Annotated in this window: 20 protein-coding genes and 5 tRNA genes; 7 read left to right on the top strand and 18 right to left on the bottom strand. The window is 71.6% G+C overall.

Annotated features, from left to right (window positions below):
• On the top strand, positions 1–237 hold a 237-nt coding region (locus CCN33_RS32055), incomplete at its 5' end, for a hypothetical protein (protein ID WP_167387860.1).
• Between the two features lie 10 nt (positions 238–247).
• Here CCN33_RS32055 and CCN33_RS14745 read toward each other — a convergent pair.
• Positions 248–1,897, bottom strand: a complete 1,650-nt coding sequence (locus tag CCN33_RS14745; RefSeq protein WP_086694082.1) for a DAK2 domain-containing protein — start codon at positions 1,895–1,897, stop codon at positions 248–250.
• Between the two features lie 256 nt (positions 1,898–2,153).
• Between CCN33_RS14745 and rpmB the strand changes: the two genes are divergently transcribed.
• On the top strand, positions 2,154–2,339 hold the full coding sequence (gene rpmB, locus CCN33_RS14740; RefSeq protein WP_003993230.1) for a 50S ribosomal protein L28: 186 nt from the start codon (positions 2,154–2,156) through the stop codon (positions 2,337–2,339).
• An 87-nt stretch (positions 2,340–2,426) separates the two neighbouring features.
• Here the strand turns inward: rpmB and thiD are convergent, their stop codons facing one another.
• The gene (thiD, locus tag CCN33_RS14735; protein WP_086694081.1) at positions 2,427–3,227 is read right to left on the bottom strand and encodes a bifunctional hydroxymethylpyrimidine kinase/phosphomethylpyrimidine kinase; all 801 of its coding nucleotides are present in this window, start codon (positions 3,225–3,227) and stop codon (positions 2,427–2,429) included.
• Positions 3,224–4,186 carry a thiamine-phosphate kinase gene (locus tag CCN33_RS14730; RefSeq protein WP_030808471.1) on the bottom strand — a complete coding sequence of 321 codons (963 nt, stop codon included), beginning with the start codon at positions 4,184–4,186 and terminating at the stop codon, positions 3,224–3,226. Before CCN33_RS14730 ends, thiD begins: the two co-directional genes overlap by 4 nt.
• Before the next feature lie 205 nt (positions 4,187–4,391).
• Here CCN33_RS14730 and CCN33_RS14725 point away from each other — a divergent pair, with 205 nt between their 5' ends.
• Together CCN33_RS14725 and CCN33_RS14720 are read left to right on the top strand one after the other, a co-directional pair.
• The gene (locus CCN33_RS14725; RefSeq protein ID WP_030808468.1) at positions 4,392–4,625 is read left to right on the top strand and encodes an Lrp/AsnC family transcriptional regulator; all 234 of its coding nucleotides are present in this window, start codon (positions 4,392–4,394) and stop codon (positions 4,623–4,625) included.
• A 20-nt stretch (positions 4,626–4,645) separates the two neighbouring features.
• The gene (locus CCN33_RS14720) at positions 4,646–5,164 is read left to right on the top strand and encodes a DUF3515 domain-containing protein (protein WP_086694080.1); all 519 of its coding nucleotides are present in this window, start codon (positions 4,646–4,648) and stop codon (positions 5,162–5,164) included.
• A 12-nt stretch (positions 5,165–5,176) separates the two neighbouring features.
• Here CCN33_RS14720 and CCN33_RS14715 read toward each other — a convergent pair whose 3' ends face one another.
• From CCN33_RS14715 to CCN33_RS14705, 3 genes are read right to left on the bottom strand one after another with little or no spacing between them, the layout of a single operon-like run.
• Positions 5,177–6,334, bottom strand: coding sequence for a D-alanine--D-alanine ligase family protein (locus tag CCN33_RS14715; protein WP_086694079.1), 1,158 nt, complete (start codon positions 6,332–6,334; stop codon positions 5,177–5,179).
• Positions 6,335–6,393: 59 nt separating this feature from the next.
• Positions 6,394–7,404: an NAD(P)H-dependent glycerol-3-phosphate dehydrogenase gene (locus CCN33_RS14710; RefSeq protein WP_086694078.1), complete on the bottom strand. Its 1,011-nt coding sequence runs from the start codon at positions 7,402–7,404 to the stop codon at positions 6,394–6,396.
• Positions 7,401–8,258 (bottom strand): lysophospholipid acyltransferase family protein, encoded by an 858-nt coding sequence (locus CCN33_RS14705; RefSeq protein ID WP_086694077.1) that lies wholly within the window; start codon positions 8,256–8,258, stop codon positions 7,401–7,403. Before CCN33_RS14705 ends, CCN33_RS14710 begins: the two co-directional genes overlap by 4 nt.
• A gap of 222 nt (positions 8,259–8,480) precedes the next feature.
• Between CCN33_RS14705 and cofC the strand changes: the two genes are divergently transcribed.
• Entirely contained in the window at positions 8,481–9,131 is a 651-nt protein-coding gene (gene cofC, locus CCN33_RS14700; protein WP_086694076.1) for a 2-phospho-L-lactate guanylyltransferase, read from the top strand.
• Positions 9,132–9,140: 9 nt separating this feature from the next.
• Positions 9,141–9,344, top strand: a complete 204-nt coding sequence (locus CCN33_RS14695; RefSeq protein ID WP_031181780.1) for a hypothetical protein — start codon at positions 9,141–9,143, stop codon at positions 9,342–9,344.
• Between the two features lie 130 nt (positions 9,345–9,474).
• Here CCN33_RS14695 and CCN33_RS14690 read toward each other — a convergent pair whose 3' ends face one another.
• The 4 genes from CCN33_RS14690 to leuC form a co-directional block, all read right to left on the bottom strand.
• Entirely contained in the window at positions 9,475–10,092 is a 618-nt protein-coding gene (locus CCN33_RS14690) for an HU family DNA-binding protein (RefSeq protein ID WP_086694075.1), read from the bottom strand.
• Positions 10,093–10,228: 136 nt separating this feature from the next.
• On the bottom strand, positions 10,229–10,459 hold the full coding sequence (locus CCN33_RS14685; protein ID WP_086694074.1) for an SCO5555 family protein: 231 nt from the start codon (positions 10,457–10,459) through the stop codon (positions 10,229–10,231).
• Between the two features lie 263 nt (positions 10,460–10,722).
• Positions 10,723–11,316 (bottom strand): 3-isopropylmalate dehydratase small subunit, encoded by a 594-nt coding sequence (gene leuD / locus CCN33_RS14680; protein ID WP_086694073.1) that lies wholly within the window; start codon positions 11,314–11,316, stop codon positions 10,723–10,725.
• Between the two features lie 2 nt (positions 11,317–11,318).
• Positions 11,319–12,746 carry a 3-isopropylmalate dehydratase large subunit gene (gene leuC, locus CCN33_RS14675; protein ID WP_086694072.1) on the bottom strand — a complete coding sequence of 476 codons (1,428 nt, stop codon included), beginning with the start codon at positions 12,744–12,746 and terminating at the stop codon, positions 11,319–11,321.
• Between the two features lie 197 nt (positions 12,747–12,943).
• Between leuC and ndgR the strand changes: the two genes are divergently transcribed.
• Positions 12,944–13,660, top strand: coding sequence for an IclR family transcriptional regulator NdgR (ndgR, locus tag CCN33_RS14670; RefSeq protein WP_030808445.1), 717 nt, complete (start codon positions 12,944–12,946; stop codon positions 13,658–13,660).
• A 166-nt stretch (positions 13,661–13,826) separates the two neighbouring features.
• On the opposite strand, the gene CCN33_RS14665 is transcribed toward ndgR, so the two are convergent.
• The 8 genes from CCN33_RS14665 to CCN33_RS14630 form a co-directional block, all read right to left on the bottom strand.
• Positions 13,827–13,899 (bottom strand) — tRNA-Glu (locus CCN33_RS14665).
• A gap of 28 nt (positions 13,900–13,927) precedes the next feature.
• A tRNA-Gln gene (locus tag CCN33_RS14660) sits at positions 13,928–13,999 on the bottom strand.
• Positions 14,000–14,020: 21 nt separating this feature from the next.
• Positions 14,021–14,093, bottom strand: a tRNA-Glu gene (locus CCN33_RS14655).
• 28 nt (positions 14,094–14,121) lie between these two features.
• Positions 14,122–14,194, bottom strand: a tRNA-Glu gene (locus CCN33_RS14650).
• A 39-nt stretch (positions 14,195–14,233) separates the two neighbouring features.
• Positions 14,234–14,305: transfer RNA gene (locus CCN33_RS14645), tRNA-Gln, on the bottom strand.
• Positions 14,306–14,396: 91 nt separating this feature from the next.
• Positions 14,397–15,125, bottom strand: coding sequence for an HAD family hydrolase (locus CCN33_RS14640; RefSeq protein ID WP_208621756.1), 729 nt, complete (start codon positions 15,123–15,125; stop codon positions 14,397–14,399).
• 99 nt (positions 15,126–15,224) lie between these two features.
• The gene (gene gltX / locus CCN33_RS14635) at positions 15,225–16,709 is read right to left on the bottom strand and encodes a glutamate--tRNA ligase (protein ID WP_086694070.1); all 1,485 of its coding nucleotides are present in this window, start codon (positions 16,707–16,709) and stop codon (positions 15,225–15,227) included.
• Positions 16,693–17,478 (bottom strand): fumarylacetoacetate hydrolase family protein, encoded by a 786-nt coding sequence (locus tag CCN33_RS14630; protein ID WP_086694069.1) that lies wholly within the window; start codon positions 17,476–17,478, stop codon positions 16,693–16,695. The genes gltX and CCN33_RS14630 overlap by 17 nt, the downstream gene beginning before the upstream one ends.
• Between the last annotated feature and the right edge of the window lie 194 nt (positions 17,479–17,672).

Raw genomic sequence — 17,672 nt, 5'->3', positions numbered from 1 at the left:
GCGCTGGCGGAGCTGGAGCGGTCGGCGGCGCTGTTCGCCACCCTCGGCACGGACGGCCTGCACGGCCGCACGGGCGCCGAACTGGCCGCGGCCGCGCTGGAGGCCGAGCTGGGGCGGACGGCCGGGGCACGGGCACGCGCACGTGCCGTCCTCGCGGCCTACGAGGGCGCCGACGGCACGGACGAAACGGTCCGCCTCCGGCGCGCGACGGCGGCCCGTCTGCTGGACGGGGAGTGACCCCGGCCGCTCACTCCACGCCGATGAGCAGCGGCGCGCCCTGCCGGCCGCCGCGGTAGACCACGGTGTCGACGGCGAGGTAGGACTCGCGGACGCGGGCTTCGAGGCGGTCGGCGACGGCCTCGGGGGCGTCGTCGCCGACGACCAGGGTGACCAGCTCGCCGCCCGCCCGGAGCATGCGGTCGAGCACGGTCTCGGCGGTGCCGGTGAGGTCGGGGCCGATCACGGCGACGTCGCCGTCGATCAGCCCGAGCGCGTCCCCGGCCTGGCAGATCCCGGCCGTGGTCCACGACTGCCGCTCGGCGACGAGCACCTCGGCGTACCGGGTGGCACCGGCGGCGGAGGTCATCTGGACCACGTCCTCGTCGAACCGGCGCTCCGGTTCGTGCACGGCCAGCGCCGCGATGCCCTGGACCGCCGAGCGGGTCGGGATCAGGGCGACCCGGACGCCCTCGGCGCGCACCTGCTCGGCGGCCGCGGCGGCCGTGTGGCGCAGTTCGGCGTCGTTGGGCAGCAGGACGACCTCGCGGGCGTGCGCGCGCCGGAGCGCCTGGGCCAGCTCCCCGCTGGCGGGCGGCTCACCGGGGCGCGCGAGGACGGTGATGGCGCCCGCCTCGGCGTACAGCCCGGCCAGCCCCTCGCCGGGCACCACGGCGACGACGGCCCGCTGCGCCGGTTCACGCGGCGGCCGCTCCCCACCCGTGTGGACGTCCCCGACGGCGAAGTGGGTGATCCTGATCCGGTACGGCCGCCCGGCCTCGACGCCCGCCTCCACGGCGGCACCGGCGTCGTCCACGTGCACATGGACGTTCCACAGCCCGTCGCCGCCGACCACGACCAGGGAGTCGCCGAGGGTGTCGAGCCGTTCCCGGAGCCGGGCCACGGCCGCGTCGTCGGCCTCCAGCAGGTAGATGACCTCGTAGGCGGGCCCGCCCTCCCCCGCGTGCTCGGGGGCCTCCGGGCAGACGTCGGCCCCGGCCGCCCCGGCGTACGTCTCCTCGGGCAGCGCGTCGCCCGTGACCGCCTCCACGAGTGAGGCCAGCACGGTCACCAGACCGCGTCCGCCCGCGTCCACGACCCCGGCGCGGCCGAGGACGGCCAGTTGCCGGGGGGTGGCGGCCAGGGCGGAGCGCGCTCCCTCGTAGGCGGCCAGGACGACCGCCCCGCAGTCCCCCTCGGCTCCGTCGGCCGCCTCGGCGGCGGCCGAGGCGACGGTGAGCACGGTGCCCTCGACCGGGTGGGCGACGGCCTCGCGGGCGGCGTCGGCGGCCCGGCGCAGCGCCCGCCGCAGAGCGGTGCCGTCGACGTGGGACACGTCACCCGCGCCGCCGGCGGCGAGCACCTGGGCCATGCCGCGCAGGAGCTGGGCGAGGATCGTGCCGGAATTGCCGCGGGCGCCGATCAGCGCGCCGTGGGCCATCGCGCGCAGGGCGTCCGCGAGCGAGGGACCGCCTTGCTCGTACCCGGCGAACACCGCTTCGACGGCCGCCGTCGCCGACTCCACGGTCAGGTACAGGTTGGTGCCGGTGTCCCCGTCGGCCACGGGATAGACGTTGATCGCGTCGATCTCCTCGCGCGCCCGCCCCAGCGAGCGCAGCGCCAGACCGCACCAGGTGCGCACCGCGAGAGCATCGAGGAATGTCTGCGGCACCTGCGCCACCTGCGCCTCCTGTCGCTGGACGTGGGACGCAGCGTAGACCGTGGGGCGGCGTCCATCACGGGAGGGCCGGGCACGGGGTGCCGGGCCGCCATGGTAGTTTCGTTGTACGGAAGCAGTCGTTGTATGCTGCTCCGGTTGCCCGATCCCGGTCGGGCCATTCCCCCTGGCAGCGCCACTCAAGATCTCAGGTCTCCTGATCTCGATTCCGGCATGCCGGGATCAACCGTAAGTGCATCTGAAGTCTTTGGAGTGACCCGTGGCTGCCAACTGCGACGTCTGCGGCAAGGGGCCGGGCTTCGGCAACAACATCTCGCACTCGCACCGCCGTACGTCCCGTCGCTGGAACCCGAACATCCAGCGCGTCCGTACCGTGGTCGGCGGGACGCCGAAGCGCGTGAACGCTTGCACCTCGTGCATCAAGGCCGGCAAGGTCTCGCGCTGACGCACAGCTAAGCGCGCGGCCACTGTCGGTTGCTGCGTCGAGCCGGTCCACCTTCGGGTGGGCCGGCTCTTCGCGTTGCCCTCTCGCCTACCTCAGGCGCCAGCCGTGGTCCACTGGCCCGATCCCGGCGCCCAGGGCGAACCCCCGGGCGATCGCCCCGGTGACGTACTCCTTGGCCGCCGTGACCGCCTCCGGCACGGGCAGGCCCTTCGCCAGCCCCGAGGCGACGGCGGAGGCCAGCGTGCAGCCGGTGCCGTGGGTGTGCCGGTTGTCGTGGCGCGGGGCACGCAGCCAGAACTCCTGGTCCCCGTCGGTGAGCAGGTCCACGGCCTCGCCGGTGAGATGCCCGCCCTTGATCAGCACCCACTGGGGCCCGTAGGCCAGTACGGCTTCCGCCGCCGGGCGCAGATCGGCCTCCGAAGCGACCCGCGATCCTGTGAGCTGGGCCACTTCGTCCAGGTTCGGGGTGGCCACGGTAGCCACCGGGAGGAGCCGGGTGCGCACCGAGTCCAGGGCGGAGGCCGCGAGCAGCGGGTCGCCGTGCTTGGAGACGCCCACCGGGTCCACCACCACGGGCGCGTCCGTGCCGGAGATCAACTCCGCGACCGCCTCGACCAGTTCCGCCGAGGCCAGCATCCCGGTCTTCACGGCCTGGACGCCGATGTCGTCCACCACACTGCGGTACTGCGCCCGCACCGCCTCCACCGGCAGCTCCCAGGCGCCCTGCACCCCGAGGGAGTTCTGCGCGGTCACGGCGGTGATCACGCTCATCCCGTGCACGCCCAGCGCCAGCATCGTCTTCAGGTCGGCCTGGATGCCCGCTCCGCCGCCGGAGTCCGAGCCGGCCACGGTGAGGACGCGCGGCGGCGCCTGCCCGGCCGCCCTCACTCGGGGTCCCCGAAGTGGTCCCAGCCGCCCGTGGCGGTCCAGGGCGCCCCGTCCACGGTCACCTGGGGCAGCGCCGAGGGGTTGAGCACCTCGCCGATCACCTTCCAGCGGGCCGGGAGCTTGGTGTCCGGCGGGAAGGTGGCCACGATCGCGTGGTCCTCTCCCCCGGTGAGCACCCACTGCAGCGGGTCGACCCCGACCGCCTGGCCGATGTCGTTCATCTGGGTGGGGATGTCGATGGCGCCGGAGCGGATGTCGATCCGTACCTTGCTGGCGTCCGCGATGTGCCCGAGGTCCGCGATCAGTCCGTCGCTGACGTCGCACATGGCGGTCGCGCCGAGCGCGGCGGCGGCCGGGCCCGCGTGGTAGGGCGGCTCGGGACGGCGGTGGGCCTCCACGAAGGCACGCGGCGAGCGGAAGCCCCGTGAGAGCACCGCGTACCCGGCGGCGGACCAGCCGAGCCAGCCCGTGACGGCCACCAGATCGCCGGGCTGCGCGCCCGCGCGGGTCACCGGCTCCTGGTTGCGCAGATCACCGAGCGCGGTGATCGACACCATGATCGTGTCGCCGCGTACGACGTCGCCGCCGACCACGGAGGCGCCCGCCACCTGACACTCGTCGCGCAGGCCGTCCATCAGCTCGGTCGGCCAGGTCACCGGGAGTTCGGCGGGGACGACCAGGCCGAGGAGCAGGGCGGTGGGCACAGCGCCCATCGCGGCGATGTCGGCGAGGTTCTGGGCGGCGGCCTTGCGGCCCACGTCGTAGGCCGTGGACCAGTCGCGGCGGAAGTGCCGGCCCTCCAGCAGGATGTCGGTGCTCGCCACCACCCGGCGGTCCGGGGCGGCGACCACGGCGGCGTCGTCACCGGGGCCGACCCGGACCGCCGGGGTGGTGGTGAGACGGGAGGTCAGCTCCCGGATGAGCCCGAACTCACCAAGCTCACCCACTGTGCCCTTCATGGCCTCAAGCCCCTTCTGTACCTGTCCCGTGCCCGGTCGCGCGTCATCAGTGTCCCCGATACGGTCGAGGTGTCCGTCAACTTCCGTCGTGCCCGCACCCCGGCGCGCGTGCCCCGTTCCCCAGGGTCTCCCCTCGGAGAGCGGCGACGCGATACCGTGGCGTTCCTCTTCCCCACATGATCCTCGTGGCCGCCCTGGAGGTTCCGTGGTACAGGCGTACATCCTGATCCAGACCGAGGTCGGCAAGGCGTCGACCGTCGCCGAGACGATCGGCAGGATTCCTGGAGTGATCCAGGCCGAGGACGTGACGGGGCCCTATGACGTCATCGTCCGCGCCCAGTCCGACACCGTCGACGAGCTGGGTCGCATGGTGGTCGCCAAGGTCCAGCAAGTGGACGGCATCACACGCACCCTGACCTGCCCGGTCGTGCATCTGTAGCCCCCGTCTACGCTTGGCCGGTGAACTTCTTCCGTCACCGGCCCCTCGGCCTGATCGCGCCCGCGCTGCTGATCGCGGTCGCGGGCTGTTCCACGGCGGACGACGGCACCACGGTCGCGGCTCCCCGCCCCGACGCGCGCACCGCCCCCCTGTGTCGGCGTCTGGACGAGGCGCTGCCCGGGAAGGTGGACGGCCGGCACCGCGACGACCCACGGCCCGCTTCCGCCTATACGGCGGGCTGGTCGGGCCCGGCGATCATACTGCGCTGCGGGGTGGTCCGGCCGCCGAAGATGACCGACCCCGAGGTCGCCCAGGGCCACGACCCCCACGCGCTGGCCGGCGGGGTGGACGGCGTGGACTGGCTGATGGAGAAGCGGGACGACGGTTCCTCGCGCTTCACCACCGCCAACCGCCGCGCCTACGTGGAGGTGACGCTGCCCGCGGAGTTGTCCGGCCCGGACGACGCGACGGCGGTCCTGGTCGACCTGGCCCCGGCCGTGAAGAAGGCGATCCCCGAGGGGATCGCCTCCATGCGGTGATGCGGTGAGCGCCTAGCGCAGCCCGGTCGGGCGGCGCAGTGCCGCCTGGATCAGGCGGTCCACCAGCTCCGCGTAGCCGACGCCGGACGCCTCCCACATCTTGGGGTACATCGAGATGGGGGTGAAGCCGGGCAGGGTGTTGATCTCGTTGATGACGAACTCGCCGTCGTCGGTGAGGAAGAAGTCCGCGCGGACCAGCCCCTCGCAGGACGCCGCCTCGAACGCCTCGACCGCGAGCCGCTGGAGCTCGGCGGTCTGCTCGTCGGTGAGCGGGGCCGGGACGACACCGGGCGTGGAGTCGATGTACTTGGCGTCGAAGTCGTAGTACGCGTGCGCGCTGGGCGGCGGGATCTCGGCGGGGACCGAGGCGCGCGGGCCGTCCTCGAACTCCAGGACGCCGCACTCGATCTCGCGGCCGGACAGCGCGGCCTCCACGATGATCTTCGGGTCGTGGCGCTGGGCCTCGGCGACGGCCTCGTCCAGACCGGAGAGGTCCTCGACCTTGGTGATGCCGATGGAGGAGCCGGCGCGGGCGGGCTTCACGAACAGCGGCCAGCCGTGCTCACCGGCGAAGTCCACGATCCGCTTGCGGGCGGCGGACTCGTCCCGCTGCCACTCGCGGGGCCGGATCACCATGTACGGGCCGACCTTGAGCCCGAAGGAGGTGAACACCCGCTTCATGTAGTCCTTGTCCTGGCCTACGGCCGAGGCGAGCACGCCCGAGCCGACGTAGGGCACACCGGACAGCTCCAGCAGACCCTGGAGGGTGCCGTCCTCCCCGAAGGGGCCGTGCAGCACCGGGAAGACCACGTCGACCTCGCCGAGCGCCTTGGGCACCGCGCCGGGCTCGCTGTAGACGACCTCGCGGTTGGCCGGGTCGACCGGGAGCACCACTCCGCCCTCGGTGGACTCCGCCACGTCCAGGACCTCCGGGGTGCGGCGGTCCGTGATGGCCATCCGCTGCGGCTCGTCGGCCGTCAGCACCCAGCGGCCGTCACGGGTGATACCGATCGGCAGGACGTCGTACTTGGTCCGGTCGATGGCACCCAGGACGGCACCCGCGGTGACGGTGGAGATCCCGTGTTCGGAGGAGCGGCCGCCGAACACGACGGCCACACGCGGCTTGCGGGGCTGCGCCGCAGGGTTCTGGGGGAGGTTCTCGGTGCTCATATCGCGTTGAGAGTACCCGTTGGTAGTGCCCCCGGACAGCGGCGACCCGGCGCTTTCGCTCAGCGTCGTTCGGGCTTCGCGCTGCGCGACATCAGCTCCTTGAGAGCGACCACGGGCGGCTTGGCGTCGTGCACGATTCCGACGACCGTCTCGGTGATCGGCATGTCGACACCGTGCCTGCGGGCCAGATCCAGCACGGACTCGCAGGACTTGACGCCCTCGGCGGTCTGCTTGGTGACCGCGATGGTCTCCTGGAGCGTCATGCCCTTGCCGAGGTTGGTGCCGAAGGTGTGGTTGCGGGACAGCGGCGAGGAGCAGGTCGCCACCAGGTCCCCGAGTCCGGCGAGTCCGGAGAAGGTCAGCGGGTCGGCGCCGAGCGCCATGCCGAGCCGGGTGGTCTCGGCGAGACCGCGCGTGATGAGCGAGCCCTTGGCGTTGTCGCCGAGCCCCATGCCGTCCGCGATGCCGACGGCGAGACCGATGACGTTCTTGACCGCGCCGCCGAGTTCGCAGCCGATGACGTCGGTGTTGGTGTACGGCCGGAAGTACGGGGTGTGGCAGGCCGCCTGGAGCCGCCGGGCGACCTCCTCGTCGGTGCAGGCGACCACGGCGGCGGCGGGCATCCGGGCGGCGATCTCGCGGGCCAGGTTGGGCCCGGTGACGACGGCGATCCGTTCGGGTCCGACCTTGGCGACGTCCTCGATGACCTCGCTCATCCGCATGGCGGAGCCGAGTTCCACGCCCTTCATCAGGGAGACGAGCACGGTGTGCGGGGCGAGCAGCGGGGCCCAGTCGGCGAGGTTGGCACGCAGGGTCTGGGAGGGGATCGCCAGGACGACGAAGTCCGCGTCACCGAGCGCCTCGGTGGCGTCGGAGGTGGCGCGCACGCCCGGCGGAAGCTCGACGCCGGGCAGATAGCCCGGGTTGGTGCGCGTGGAGTTGACCGCGTCGGCCACCTCGGCGCGGCGGGCCCAGAGGGTGACCTCGCAGCCCGCGTCGGCGAGGACCACGGCGAACGCGGTGCCCCAGGAGCCGGTGCCCATGACGGCGACCCGGACAGGCGTGCTCACTTGCCGCTTCCCCCTTCGGTGGCGGTGGGCGTGACCTCGGCGGCGGGCGCGGGCACGGTGTCCTGGACCTGGCCCCCGTCGGACCGGACCGCGTGGCCGGACGGGGCGACCGGACCGGACTGGGCGCGGGTGCGGCGGCGCTGCTCGATCCGCTCGCGGCGCGGGTCGTAGGGCACGGCCGGTGCCTTCTCGCCGCGGATCTCCTCGAGCTGGCGGGTGATGGCCGCCATGATGACCTCGGTGGCCTCCCTGAGGACGTCGGCGGTCATCTCCCGGTCGTAGAACCGGGAGAGGTCCACCGGCGGACCGGCCAGGACGTGGTGGGTCTTGCGCGGGAAGAGGTTCGGCTTCTTCGCGTAGGGGGGCAGGAGTTCGTTGACGCCCCACTGGGCGACCGGCACGACCGGGCACTTGGTCTGCAGGGCCACGCGGGCGGCACCGGTCTTGGCCGTCATGGGCCAGCCGTCGGGGTCGCGGGTCAGGGTGCCCTCGGGGTAGAAGGCGACGCACTCGCCCTTCTCCACCGCCTCGATCGCGGCGCGGAATGCGCTCAGCGCGTCGGTGCTCTCGCGGTAGACGGGGATCTGTCCGGTACCGCGCATCGCGGCGCCGACGAATCCCTTCTTGAAAAGGCCGCTCTTCGCCAGGAATCGCGGAACCCGTCCGGTGTTGTACTGATAGTGCGCGTACGCGAAGGGGTCCACGTGGGAATTGTGGTTCACCGCGGTGATAAATCCGCCGTCGGCCGGAATGTGCTCCATTCCTCGCCAGTCCCGCTTGATCAGAACCGCCAGCGGCGGTTTGCAGATCACCGCGGCGAAGCGGTACCAGAAGCCGATTCTGCGGCGGGACACGCGGACACCTTCCTCCATGGCCTCTGAGGGCCTTCACCTAGGCCGGGGGCCGGACAAGTGTGACTCCGGGCCGCCGGTCTGTCGAGAACACCGTACGCCCGCATGTCTGCGGCGACCGCCCCCGGACTGGCCTTCACAGCATTCCCCCACACGTCGGGGCGGCTCGGGCCGTCCGGTGGGAGCGGGTGACAATGAGCGCGAGCAGAGAGGGACGGTACGCCGGTGCAGTGGAGCTTGGTCATCCCCCTGAAGCCCTTGGCACGGGCGAAAAGCAGGCTCGCGGACGCCGTTGCCGACGGAGCGCGGCCCGGGCTGGTGCTGGCGTTCGCGCAGGACACGGTGGCCGCCGTTCTGGAGTGTCCCGGGGTCGCGGATGTGGCGGTCGTCACGGACGACCCGGTGGCCGGGCGGGCGCTGGCCGCGCTGGGCGCCCGGGTCGTGCCGGACGAGCCGGCCGGGGGGCTGAACGCCGCGCTGGCGCACGGCGCCTCGGCGGTGCGCGCCGTCCGTCCGGAGGCGGCCGTCGCCGCGCTCAACGCCGATCTGCCCGCGTTGCGCCCGGCGGAACTGGCGCGGGTCCTCACGGCGGCGGCCGAATTCCCGCGCGCCTTCCTGGCGGACGCGGCCGCGTGGGGCACGACGCTGCTCGCGGCGGCGCCCGGCCGGGAACTGGCCCCGGCCTTCGGCGGCGCCTCGCGCGCCCGGCACCGCGCCTCGGGCGCGGCGGAACTCGCGCCGGGCAGCGTGGAATCGGTACGGCGGGACGTGGACACCGGCGACGACCTGCGGGTGGCGCTGTCGCTGGGCGTGGGCCCGTACACGGCGGCGGCGAGCGCCTCGTGGACCGCGCCGGTGCCGCTCGCCGGGCAGTAGGCTGCGGACATGCAGGCCACCGCTTACACCTACGACCCCGAGAGCCGCAGCGGGCAGGTGCTGCTCGACGATGGCACCCCGGTGCCCTTCGACGCGGCCGCGTTCGACGCGGGCGGGCTGCGGTTGCTGCGGCCCGGTCAGCGGGTGCGGATCGAGACCGAGGGGCGGGGCGAGGGGCTGCGGATCACGCTGGTGACCCTCCAGACCTTCTGAACGGGCGTCGAGCAGGCGCTGAAGGGGTCCTGAGCGGCCGTGTGAACGCACCGCGGGCCGGACTCCCCGGGGGAGTCCGGCCCGGCGCGTGTGAGCCCTGAGGGACCGGGTGCCGTGGAAGGCCGTGCCTCTAGCGGGCGGTGGTCTTCTTGGCGGTGGTCTTGCGTGCCGTCGACTTCTTGGCGGGCGCCTTCTTGGCGGTGACCTTCTTCGCGGGAGCCTTCTTCGCCGTGGTCTTCTTGGCGGCCGCGGTGGTGCCGGTGGCCTTCTTGGCCGGGGCCTTCTTCGCGGCGGCCTTCTTGGCGGTGGCCGTGGTCTTCTTCGCCGGCGTCGCCTTCTTGGCGGTGGTCTTCTTCGCGGCGGCCTTGGTGGCCTTCTTGGCCGCGGCCTTCTTCACGGTCGCGGAAGCGCCGCCGGTCAGGCTGCCCTTGGGCGCCTTCTTCACGGAGACCTCGCCACCACGGGGAAGCTTCTTCGAACCGCTCACCAGGTCCTTGAAGCCCTGACCGGCGCGGAAGCGCGGAACCGAGGTCTTCTTGACCCGAACACGCTCGCCCGTCTGGGGGTTACGGGCGTAGCGGGCAGGGCGGTCCACCTTCTCGAAGGACCCGAAGCCGGTGACCGAGACCCGGTCCCCCGCGACGACGGCGCGGACGATGGCGTCCAGGACCGCGTCGACAGCATCGGCGGCCTGCTGGCGGCCGCCCATCTTGTCGGCAATCGCTTCTACGAGCTGCGCCTTGTTCACGTCTTCCCCTTCGGAGACATCGCCAGAACGAAAGTGTTCAAGCTTTTCGCACGTTAGGCAGATATATACCGCAAATCAAACACGAAACGGGCTTCTCACCCTTGTGCCGCATCGGTTTCGGCGGTCCCGAACGGATTCAGCGGTCCTCTTCGGGCATCCGGCCCGCTTCGAGGTCCGCGGTGAATCGTTCGAGACGCGTTGCCGCGCCGGCGGGATCGTGTTTGGCCGCGGCCGTAATGACCAGCAGCTTCCGGGTCAGCGCCATCCGTACGCCCTCCGGGACTTGCAGTGTGCGCACGGTTGCGTGCGCTTGTTTGAGTTGGTCCGCGACTGCCGCATAGAGCTGGAGTTGGCCGTCGTGTTCCATGCACAGATTGTGCCATCTGGGGCGAGTTGTCGCCTGCGCAGGGGGCAACTGCCGCCTCCGCGCGCCGTTTCGGGGCTCGGCGAGGGGGCGCCGCCGGGAGGCGCCCGGAACTGCAACTTCTTAGTGGTGAAGGGGAGTTGAGGAGCGCGCCGAGTGCGCTCGCGGACGTCCGGACCCGGACATGCGCGTACCCCCAATCGTGGCGATCGGGGGTACGCGGCGGCCGTCGAGGTGGCCGAAACCTTATGCGTGCGAGCGGTTGCTCAGCTTGTCAGCGTGCGGGGCTTGTGCGCCGGGCGGTCCTTCTCGAAGGCGGCGATGTCGTCCTCGTCGCGCAGGGTGAGGGAGATGTCGTCCAGGCCGTTCAGCAGCCGCCAGCGGGAGTTCTCGTCCAGCTCGAAGGAGGCGGTGATGCCCTCGGCCCGTACCTCGCGGGCTTCGAGGTCGACCGTGATCGCCGCCTCGGGGTCGCGCTCGGTCAGCTCCCAGAGCGCGTCCACGACCTTCTGCTCCAGCACCACCGTGAGCAGGCCGTTCTTCAGCGAGTTACCCCGGAAGATGTCGGCGAAGCGGGCGGAGATCACGGCCTTGAAGCCGTAGTTCTGCAGCGCCCAGACGGCGTGCTCGCGGGAGGAGCCGGTGCCGAAGTCGGGGCCGGCGACCAGGACCGTGGCGCCCTGCCGCTCGGGGCGGTTGAGGACGAAGGTGTCGTCCTTGCGCCACGCCTCGAAGAGACCGTCCTCGAAGCCGTCGCGGGTGACCTTCTTGAGCCAGTGGGCGGGGATGATCTGGTCGGTGTCGACGTTGCTGCGGCGCAGCGGCACGGCCCGGCCGGTGTGGGTGGTGAAGGCTTCCATCGTTATCGCACTCCAGCGGGCACGGGGGTGTCGGACAGGTCGGCGGGCGAGCCGAGGTGGCCGAGGACGGCGGTGGCGGCGGCGACCTGCGGCGAGACCAGGTGGGTGCGGCCGCCCTTGCCCTGCCTGCCCTCGAAGTTGCGGTTGGAGGTGGAGGCGGAGCGCTCCCCCGGCGCGAGCTGGTCGGGGTTCATGCCCAGGCACATCGAGCAGCCCGCGTACCGCCATTCGGCACCGGCCTCCTTGAAGACCACGTCCAGCCCCTCGGAGACGGCCTGCAGGCCCACCCGCGCGGAGCCGGGGACGACCAGCATCCGTACGCCGTCGGCGACTTTGCGGTCCCGGAGGATCTCGGCGACCGAGCGCAGGTCCTCGATGCGGCCGTTGGTGCAGGAGCCTACGAAGACGGTGTCCACGGCGATGTCCCGCAGCGGCTGCCCGGCGGTCAACCCCATGTACTCCAGGGCCTTTTCGGCGGCGTAGCGCTCCGATGCGTCTTCGTACGAAGCCGGGTCGGGGACGTGCGACGAAAGCGGCGCTCCCTGGCCGGGGTTGGTGCCCCAGGTGACGAACGGGGAGAGTCCGGCCGCGTCGATGACGACCTCGGCGTCGAAGACCGCGTCGTCGTCGGTGCGCAGCGTCCTCCAGTACTCCACCGCCTCTTCCCAGTCGGCGCCCTCCGGGGCGTGCGGGCGGCCCTTCAGGTAGGCGAAGGTGGTCTCGTCGGGGGCGATCATGCCCGCGCGGGCGCCGGCCTCGATGGACATGTTGCAGATGGTCATCCGGGCCTCCATCGACAGCTTCTCGATGGCGGAGCCGCGGTACTCCAGGACGTAGCCCTGGCCGCCGCCGGTGCCGATCCGGGCGATGATCGCCAGGATCAGGTCCTTGGCGGTGACACCCTCGGGCAGTTCGCCCTCGACGGTGATCGCCATGGTCTTCGGCCGGGCCATCGGCAGCGTCTGGGTCGCCAGAACGTGCTCGACCTGCGAGGTGCCGATACCGAAGGCGAGCGCCCCGAACGCACCGTGCGTGGAGGTGTGGGAGTCACCGCACACCACGGTCGTGCCGGGCTGCGTCAGCCCGAGCTGCGGGCCGACCACGTGCACCACGCCCTGCTCGACGTCGCCCAGCGGGTGCAGCCGCACCCCGAACTCCGCGCAGTTCTTGCGCAGCGTCTCCAGCTGGGCCCGCGAGACCGGGTCCGCGATCGGCTTGTCGATGTCGAGGGTCGGGGTGTTGTGGTCCTCGGTGGCGATGGTCAGGTCAAGACGACGGACCGCGCGACCGCTCTTGCGGAGACCGTCGAACGCCTGCGGGCTGGTCACCTCGTGCAGCAGGTGCAGATCGATGTAGAGAAGGTCGGGCTCGCCCTCGGCGCGCCGGACGACATGGTCGTCCCAGACCTTCTCCGCGAGTGTCCTACCCATCGCTTTCCCTCCGGCCGGCCACGGTTCCGCCGACACATCTAGAGAACCTGAGGAAGCGGCGCCCGCGCCGTGATCTCGGTGCGTGCGGGCGTCCGGCACCGCGCCCGCCGTACGCGGGCCGCCGTGTTCTTCAAGAGTGGCGCGTTCCGGAGAAAATTGAACTTGCGTTTCACAGAGTGAGACGGGAGTATCGTTGCATGGACAACAGTAGCGGCGTCGGCGTTCTGGACAAGGCGGCCCTTGTCCTGAGCGCTCTGGAGTCCGGTCCGGCCACCCTCGCGGGTCTGGTCGGGGCCACCGGACTGGCACGACCCACGGCCCACCGGCTGGCCGTGGCTCTGGAGCACCACCGGCTGGTGGCGCGGGACATGCAGGGCAGGTTCATCCTGGGCCCGCGCCTGTCGGAGCTGGCCGCGGCGGCCGGCGAGGACCGGCTGCTGGCGACGGCCGGCCCGGTGCTCACGCACCTGCGGGACGTGACGGGCGAGAGCGCGCAGCTCTACCGGCGCCAGGGCGACATGCGGATCTGTGTGGCGGCCGCGGAGCGGCTGTCCGGACTGCGGGACACGGTGCCGGTGGGCTCGACGCTCACGATGAAGGCGGGTTCCTCGGCGCAGATCCTCATGGCCTGGGAGGAGCCCGAGCGGCTGCACCGGGGTCTGCAGGGGGCGCGCTTCACGGCGACGGCGCTGTCCGGGGTGCGCCGCCGGGGCTGGGCGCAGTCGATCGGCGAGCGGGAGCCGGGCGTGGCCTCGGTCTCGGCGCCGGTGCGCGGGCCGTCCAACCGCGTGGTGGCCGCCGTCTCGGTCTCCGGACCGATCGAGCGGCTGACCCGGCATCCCGGCCGGATGCACGCCCAGGCGGTGATCGACGCGGCCTCCCGGCTGTCCGAGGCGCTGCGCCGCTCCGGCTGAGCGCCGACGCGACCGCTTCCACGCTTCCCCCGGGCGGGAGCGGGCCCCAACGCCGCGGCCCGCTCCCGCCCGGCCCGTTCGGTCAACCGGGCCACGGCGAGGGGCTGTTGGCACGGGCCCGGAAAACAGCGAAGGCCCCCCGCTTACGCGAGGAGCCTTCCTTCTGTACCCCCGACCGGATTCGAACCGGCGCTACCGCCTTGAGAGGGCGGCGTGCTAGGCCGCTACACAACGGGGGCCTGGACACTGCGTTTCCGCAGGTCCGAGCTGGTCTACCTGGACTCGAACCAAGACTAACTGAACCAGAATCAGTCGTGCTGCCAATTACACCATAGACCAATGATGGTTTAGACCAGTCAGTACCCCCGACCGGATTCGAACCGGCGCTACCGCCTTGAGAGGGCGGCGTGCTAGGCCGCTACACAACGGGGGCCCTAGCGATTCCGAGTGATCGGAACCAGTACCCCCGACCGGATTCGAACCGGCGCTACTGCCTTGAGAGGGCAGCGTGCTAGGCCGCTACACAACGGGGGCTCGCGGACAAGATCCGCGGGTGCAGATGAGCTCTGCGAGCTGGCCTACCTGGACTCGAACCAAGACTAACTGAACCAGAATCAGTCGTGCTGCCAATTACACCATAGGCCACTGGAACGCAAGCCCCGAGCGGGGATCTTGTTCTAGCAGATGCGCCTGGGGCCCGGCCTTTCGGCCCGTTCCCCTCGGCGCAGGAAGAACATTACCCGAAGGTGGACGGGGCTCCAAAACGGGTATCCGAGCGAACCAGCGCCGGGAGTTCGGCGAGGCTGGTGATCCGGTGCGCCAGGACCGTGCCGGCCGGCCGCGCGTGCGGGCCGCCCCGGTCGATCCATACGGACATCATCCCGGCCTCCGCCGCGCCCCGGCCGTCGATCTCCGGGTGGTCCCCGACGTACGCCACCTCGTGCGGGGGCAGTCCCAGCCCCTCGCAGGCGGCCAGGAAGGCCCCGGCGGCCGGCTTGGACACCCCCAGCTCCACGGCGCACAGCACGGACTCGAACCGGTCCCGCAGGCCCAGGGTGCGCAGCTTGTGCTCCTGGACAGTCAGGCTGGAGTTGGACAGCACCGCGTGCCGGTGCTCCGGGAGGGCGTCGAGGGCGGGCAGCACGTCCGGGAAGACCTGCCAGGCCGCCTGGTAGTGCCCGACGTAGCGCAGAAACCATTCCTCAGCTTCGGCGTCGCTGAGTTCCGCGCCCAGGAACGCCCGCACCCGGTCCAGCCGCTGCCCCTCGAAGGTGGCCTCCCCCGCCGCGTGCCGCGCCCAGTGGGCCTCGGTCGCCGTCCGCCACGCCGCGAGCGCCTGGTCCGGCGTCTCGAACCGGGCGAGCAGCCCCTCCGCCAGGAGGTGTGCCCGCATGCCCTCACGGTCGGCGGTGGTGTAGTCGAAAAGGGTGTCGTCCACGTCCCAGACCACGGCTCGGATGCTCATGGGCCGACGGTAACGGGCGCCCGCCCCCGCGGCAGCGCGCCGGAACGCCGAGGGGCGGCATCCGGTGGCCGGATGCCGCCCCTGGCGGTGTGGCGTTCGTTACGCCGCGAGCCGCTCCAGCGCCGCGTCGATGCGGGTCAGCGTCTTCTCCTTGCCGAGTACCTCCAGGGACTCGAACAGAGGGAGGCCGACGGTGCGGCCGGTCACGGCCACACGGACCGGGGCCTGGGCCTTGCCGAGCTTGAGCCCGTGGGCCTCGCCGGCGGCCAGGACGGCCTCCTTGAGGGATTCGGCCGAGGTCCAGTCGGCGGACTCGAGCTTCTCCCGCGCGGTGCGCAGCAGCGCGTCCGAGCCTTCCTTCATGGCCTTGCTCCACGAGGCCTCGTCGAAGACGGGCTCGGGCAGGAAGAGGAAGTCGACGTTGTCGGTGATCTCGGAGAGCACCTTGAGCCGGGTCTGGGCGTGCGGGGCGATCGCCTGCCACTTGGCCTCGTCGAAGTCCTCCGGCGCCCAGGGCGCGACCGGGGGCTTCAGCCACGGGGCGCAGCGCTCGGTGAAGTCCTTCACGTCGAGCAGCCGGATGTGGTCGGCGTTGATCGCCTCGCACTTCTTCAGGTCGAAGCGCGCCGGGTTGGGGTTCACGTCCGAGATGTCGAAGGCGGCCACCATCTCCGCGATCGAGAAGATGTCCTGGTCCGCCGAGAGGGACCAGCCCAGCAGGGACAGGTAGTTGAGCAGACCCTCGGGCAGGAAGCCGCGCTCGCGGTAGAGGTTGAGCGAGGCCTGCGGGTCGCGCTTGGAGAGCTTCTTGTTGCCCTCGCCCATCACGTACGGCAGGTGGCCGAAGGCCGGGATCTGCTTGGCGATGCCCAGCTCCATCAGCGCCTTGTACAGGGCGATCTGCCGCGGGGTGGAGGAGAGCAGGTCCTCGCCGCGCAGGACGTGGGTGATGTCCATCAGCGCGTCGTCGACCGGGTTCACCAGGGTGTACAGCGGGGCGCCGTTGGCGCGCACGATGCCGTAGTCCGGGACGTTCTCCGGGAGGTAGGTGATCTCGCCGCGCACCAGGTCGTCGAAGGTGATCGCCTCGTCCGGCATCCGGAAGCGGACGATCGGCTCACGGCCCTGGGCCTTGAACTCCTCGACCTGCGCGGCGCTCAGCTCGCGGCAGTGGCCGTCGTACCCGGAGGGCTTGCCGGCGGCGCGGGCGGCCTCGCGGCGGGTGTCCAGCTCGTCCTGGGAGCAGTAGCAGTGGTAGGCGTAGCCGCCCTCCAGGAGCTTGCTCGCGACGTCCTGGTAGATGTCCATCCGCTGCGACTGGCGGTACGGCGCGTGCGGGCCGCCGACCTCGGGGCCCTCGTCCCAGTCGAAGCCGAGCCAGCGCATGGAGTCCAGGAGCTGGTTGTAGGACTCCTCGGAGTCGCGGGCCGCGTCGGTGTCCTCGATCCGGAAGACCAGCGTGCCCTCGTGGTGGCGGGCGAACGCCCAGTTGAACAGGGCGGTGCGCACCAGGCCCACGTGGGGGTTACCGGTGGGCGAGGGACAGAAACGGACGCGTACAGGTGCGCTAGCCACGCTTGACAACCTTGTTGGTGAGAGTGCCGATGCCTTCGATGGTGACGGCGACCTCGTCGCCGACGCTCATGGAGCCGACGCCCGCGGGGGTGCCGGTGAGGATCACGTCGCCGGGGAGCAGCGTCATGGCCTCGGAGATGTTGACGATCAGGTCCTCGATGGGGTGGACCATCTCGCTGGTGCGCCCGAGCTGGCGCTGCTCGCCGTTGAGGGTGAGCTGGACGGTGAGGTCGTTCGCGCGGGCGAGGTCGATGTCCGTCTCCACCCAGGGGCCGAGCGGGCAGGAGGAGTCGAAGCCCTTGGCGCGGGCCCACTGCTTCTCGACGCGCTGCACGTCGCGGGCGGTGACGTCGTTGGCGCAGGTGTAGCCGAAGATGACGTCCTTGACGCGCTCGCGCGGGACCTCGCGGCACATGCGGCCGATGACCACGGCCAGCTCGGCCTCGTAGTGCAGTTCCTTGGTGAAGGGCGGGTACTGGATGTCGTCGCCGGGGCCGATCACCGAGGTGGAGGGCTTGAAGAAGGCGAACGGGACGTCGGGCACCTCGCTGCCCAGTTCCCTGGCGTGCTCGGCGTAGTTGCGGCCGAAGGCCACGACCTTGTTGGGGAGCACCGGCGGGAGCAGCCGGACCTTGCTGAGGGGCACCTTGGTGCCGGACAGCTCGTGGTCGGCGAAGGGGATGCCCTTGATGATGTCGAGGACGAGCTCGTCCTGCTTGTCGCCCTCGACCGCGCCGAAGGCTACGTTCCCGTCGATGGAGAACCTGGCGATGCGCACGGGATTCTGGCGCCTCTCACTGAGAACCGGCGTACTGACGTCCCAGGTTAACCGGTCCGCGCGTCCGGCGTTCGGCCGGTGGCGCGGGCGCCGGTTATACGGCGCGGAAACGTGGGCGGATTAATTCGGGATTTCCTAGGGTCACGGGCGGCTGCCCGGCGGGGCGGTGACCCGGTGGGGGCACGGGCCGCCCG

The organism is Streptomyces recifensis, from assembly GCF_002154615.1.
Lineage (GTDB): Bacteria > Actinomycetota > Actinomycetes > Streptomycetales > Streptomycetaceae > Streptomyces > Streptomyces griseoluteus.
The sequence above is the reverse complement of the archived record's forward strand: the minus strand, read 5'-3'. Positions and strand labels throughout refer to the sequence as shown.

What these genes read in the sequence shown, in the direction of transcription:
- ndgR (WP_030808445.1), top strand. Translation starts at nt 12,944, where the DNA reads ATGGACAACAGTAGCGGCGTCGGCGTTCTGGACAAGGCGGCCCTTGTC.
- CCN33_RS14640 (WP_208621756.1), bottom strand. Translation starts at nt 15,125, where the DNA reads ATGAGCATCCGAGCCGTGGTCTGGGACGTGGACGACACCCTTTTCGAC.
- CCN33_RS14695 (WP_031181780.1), top strand. Translation starts at nt 9,141, where the DNA reads ATGCAGGCCACCGCTTACACCTACGACCCCGAGAGCCGCAGCGGGCAG.
- CCN33_RS14685 (WP_086694074.1), bottom strand. Translation starts at nt 10,459, where the DNA reads ATGGAACACGACGGCCAACTCCAGCTCTATGCGGCAGTCGCGGACCAA.
- CCN33_RS14730 (WP_030808471.1), bottom strand. Translation starts at nt 4,186, where the DNA reads ATGAAGGGCACAGTGGGTGAGCTTGGTGAGTTCGGGCTCATCCGGGAG.
- leuC (WP_086694072.1), bottom strand. Translation starts at nt 12,746, where the DNA reads ATGGGTAGGACACTCGCGGAGAAGGTCTGGGACGACCATGTCGTCCGG.
- leuD (WP_086694073.1), bottom strand. Translation starts at nt 11,316, where the DNA reads ATGGAAGCCTTCACCACCCACACCGGCCGGGCCGTGCCGCTGCGCCGC.
- CCN33_RS14715 (WP_086694079.1), bottom strand. Translation starts at nt 6,334, where the DNA reads ATGAGCACCGAGAACCTCCCCCAGAACCCTGCGGCGCAGCCCCGCAAG.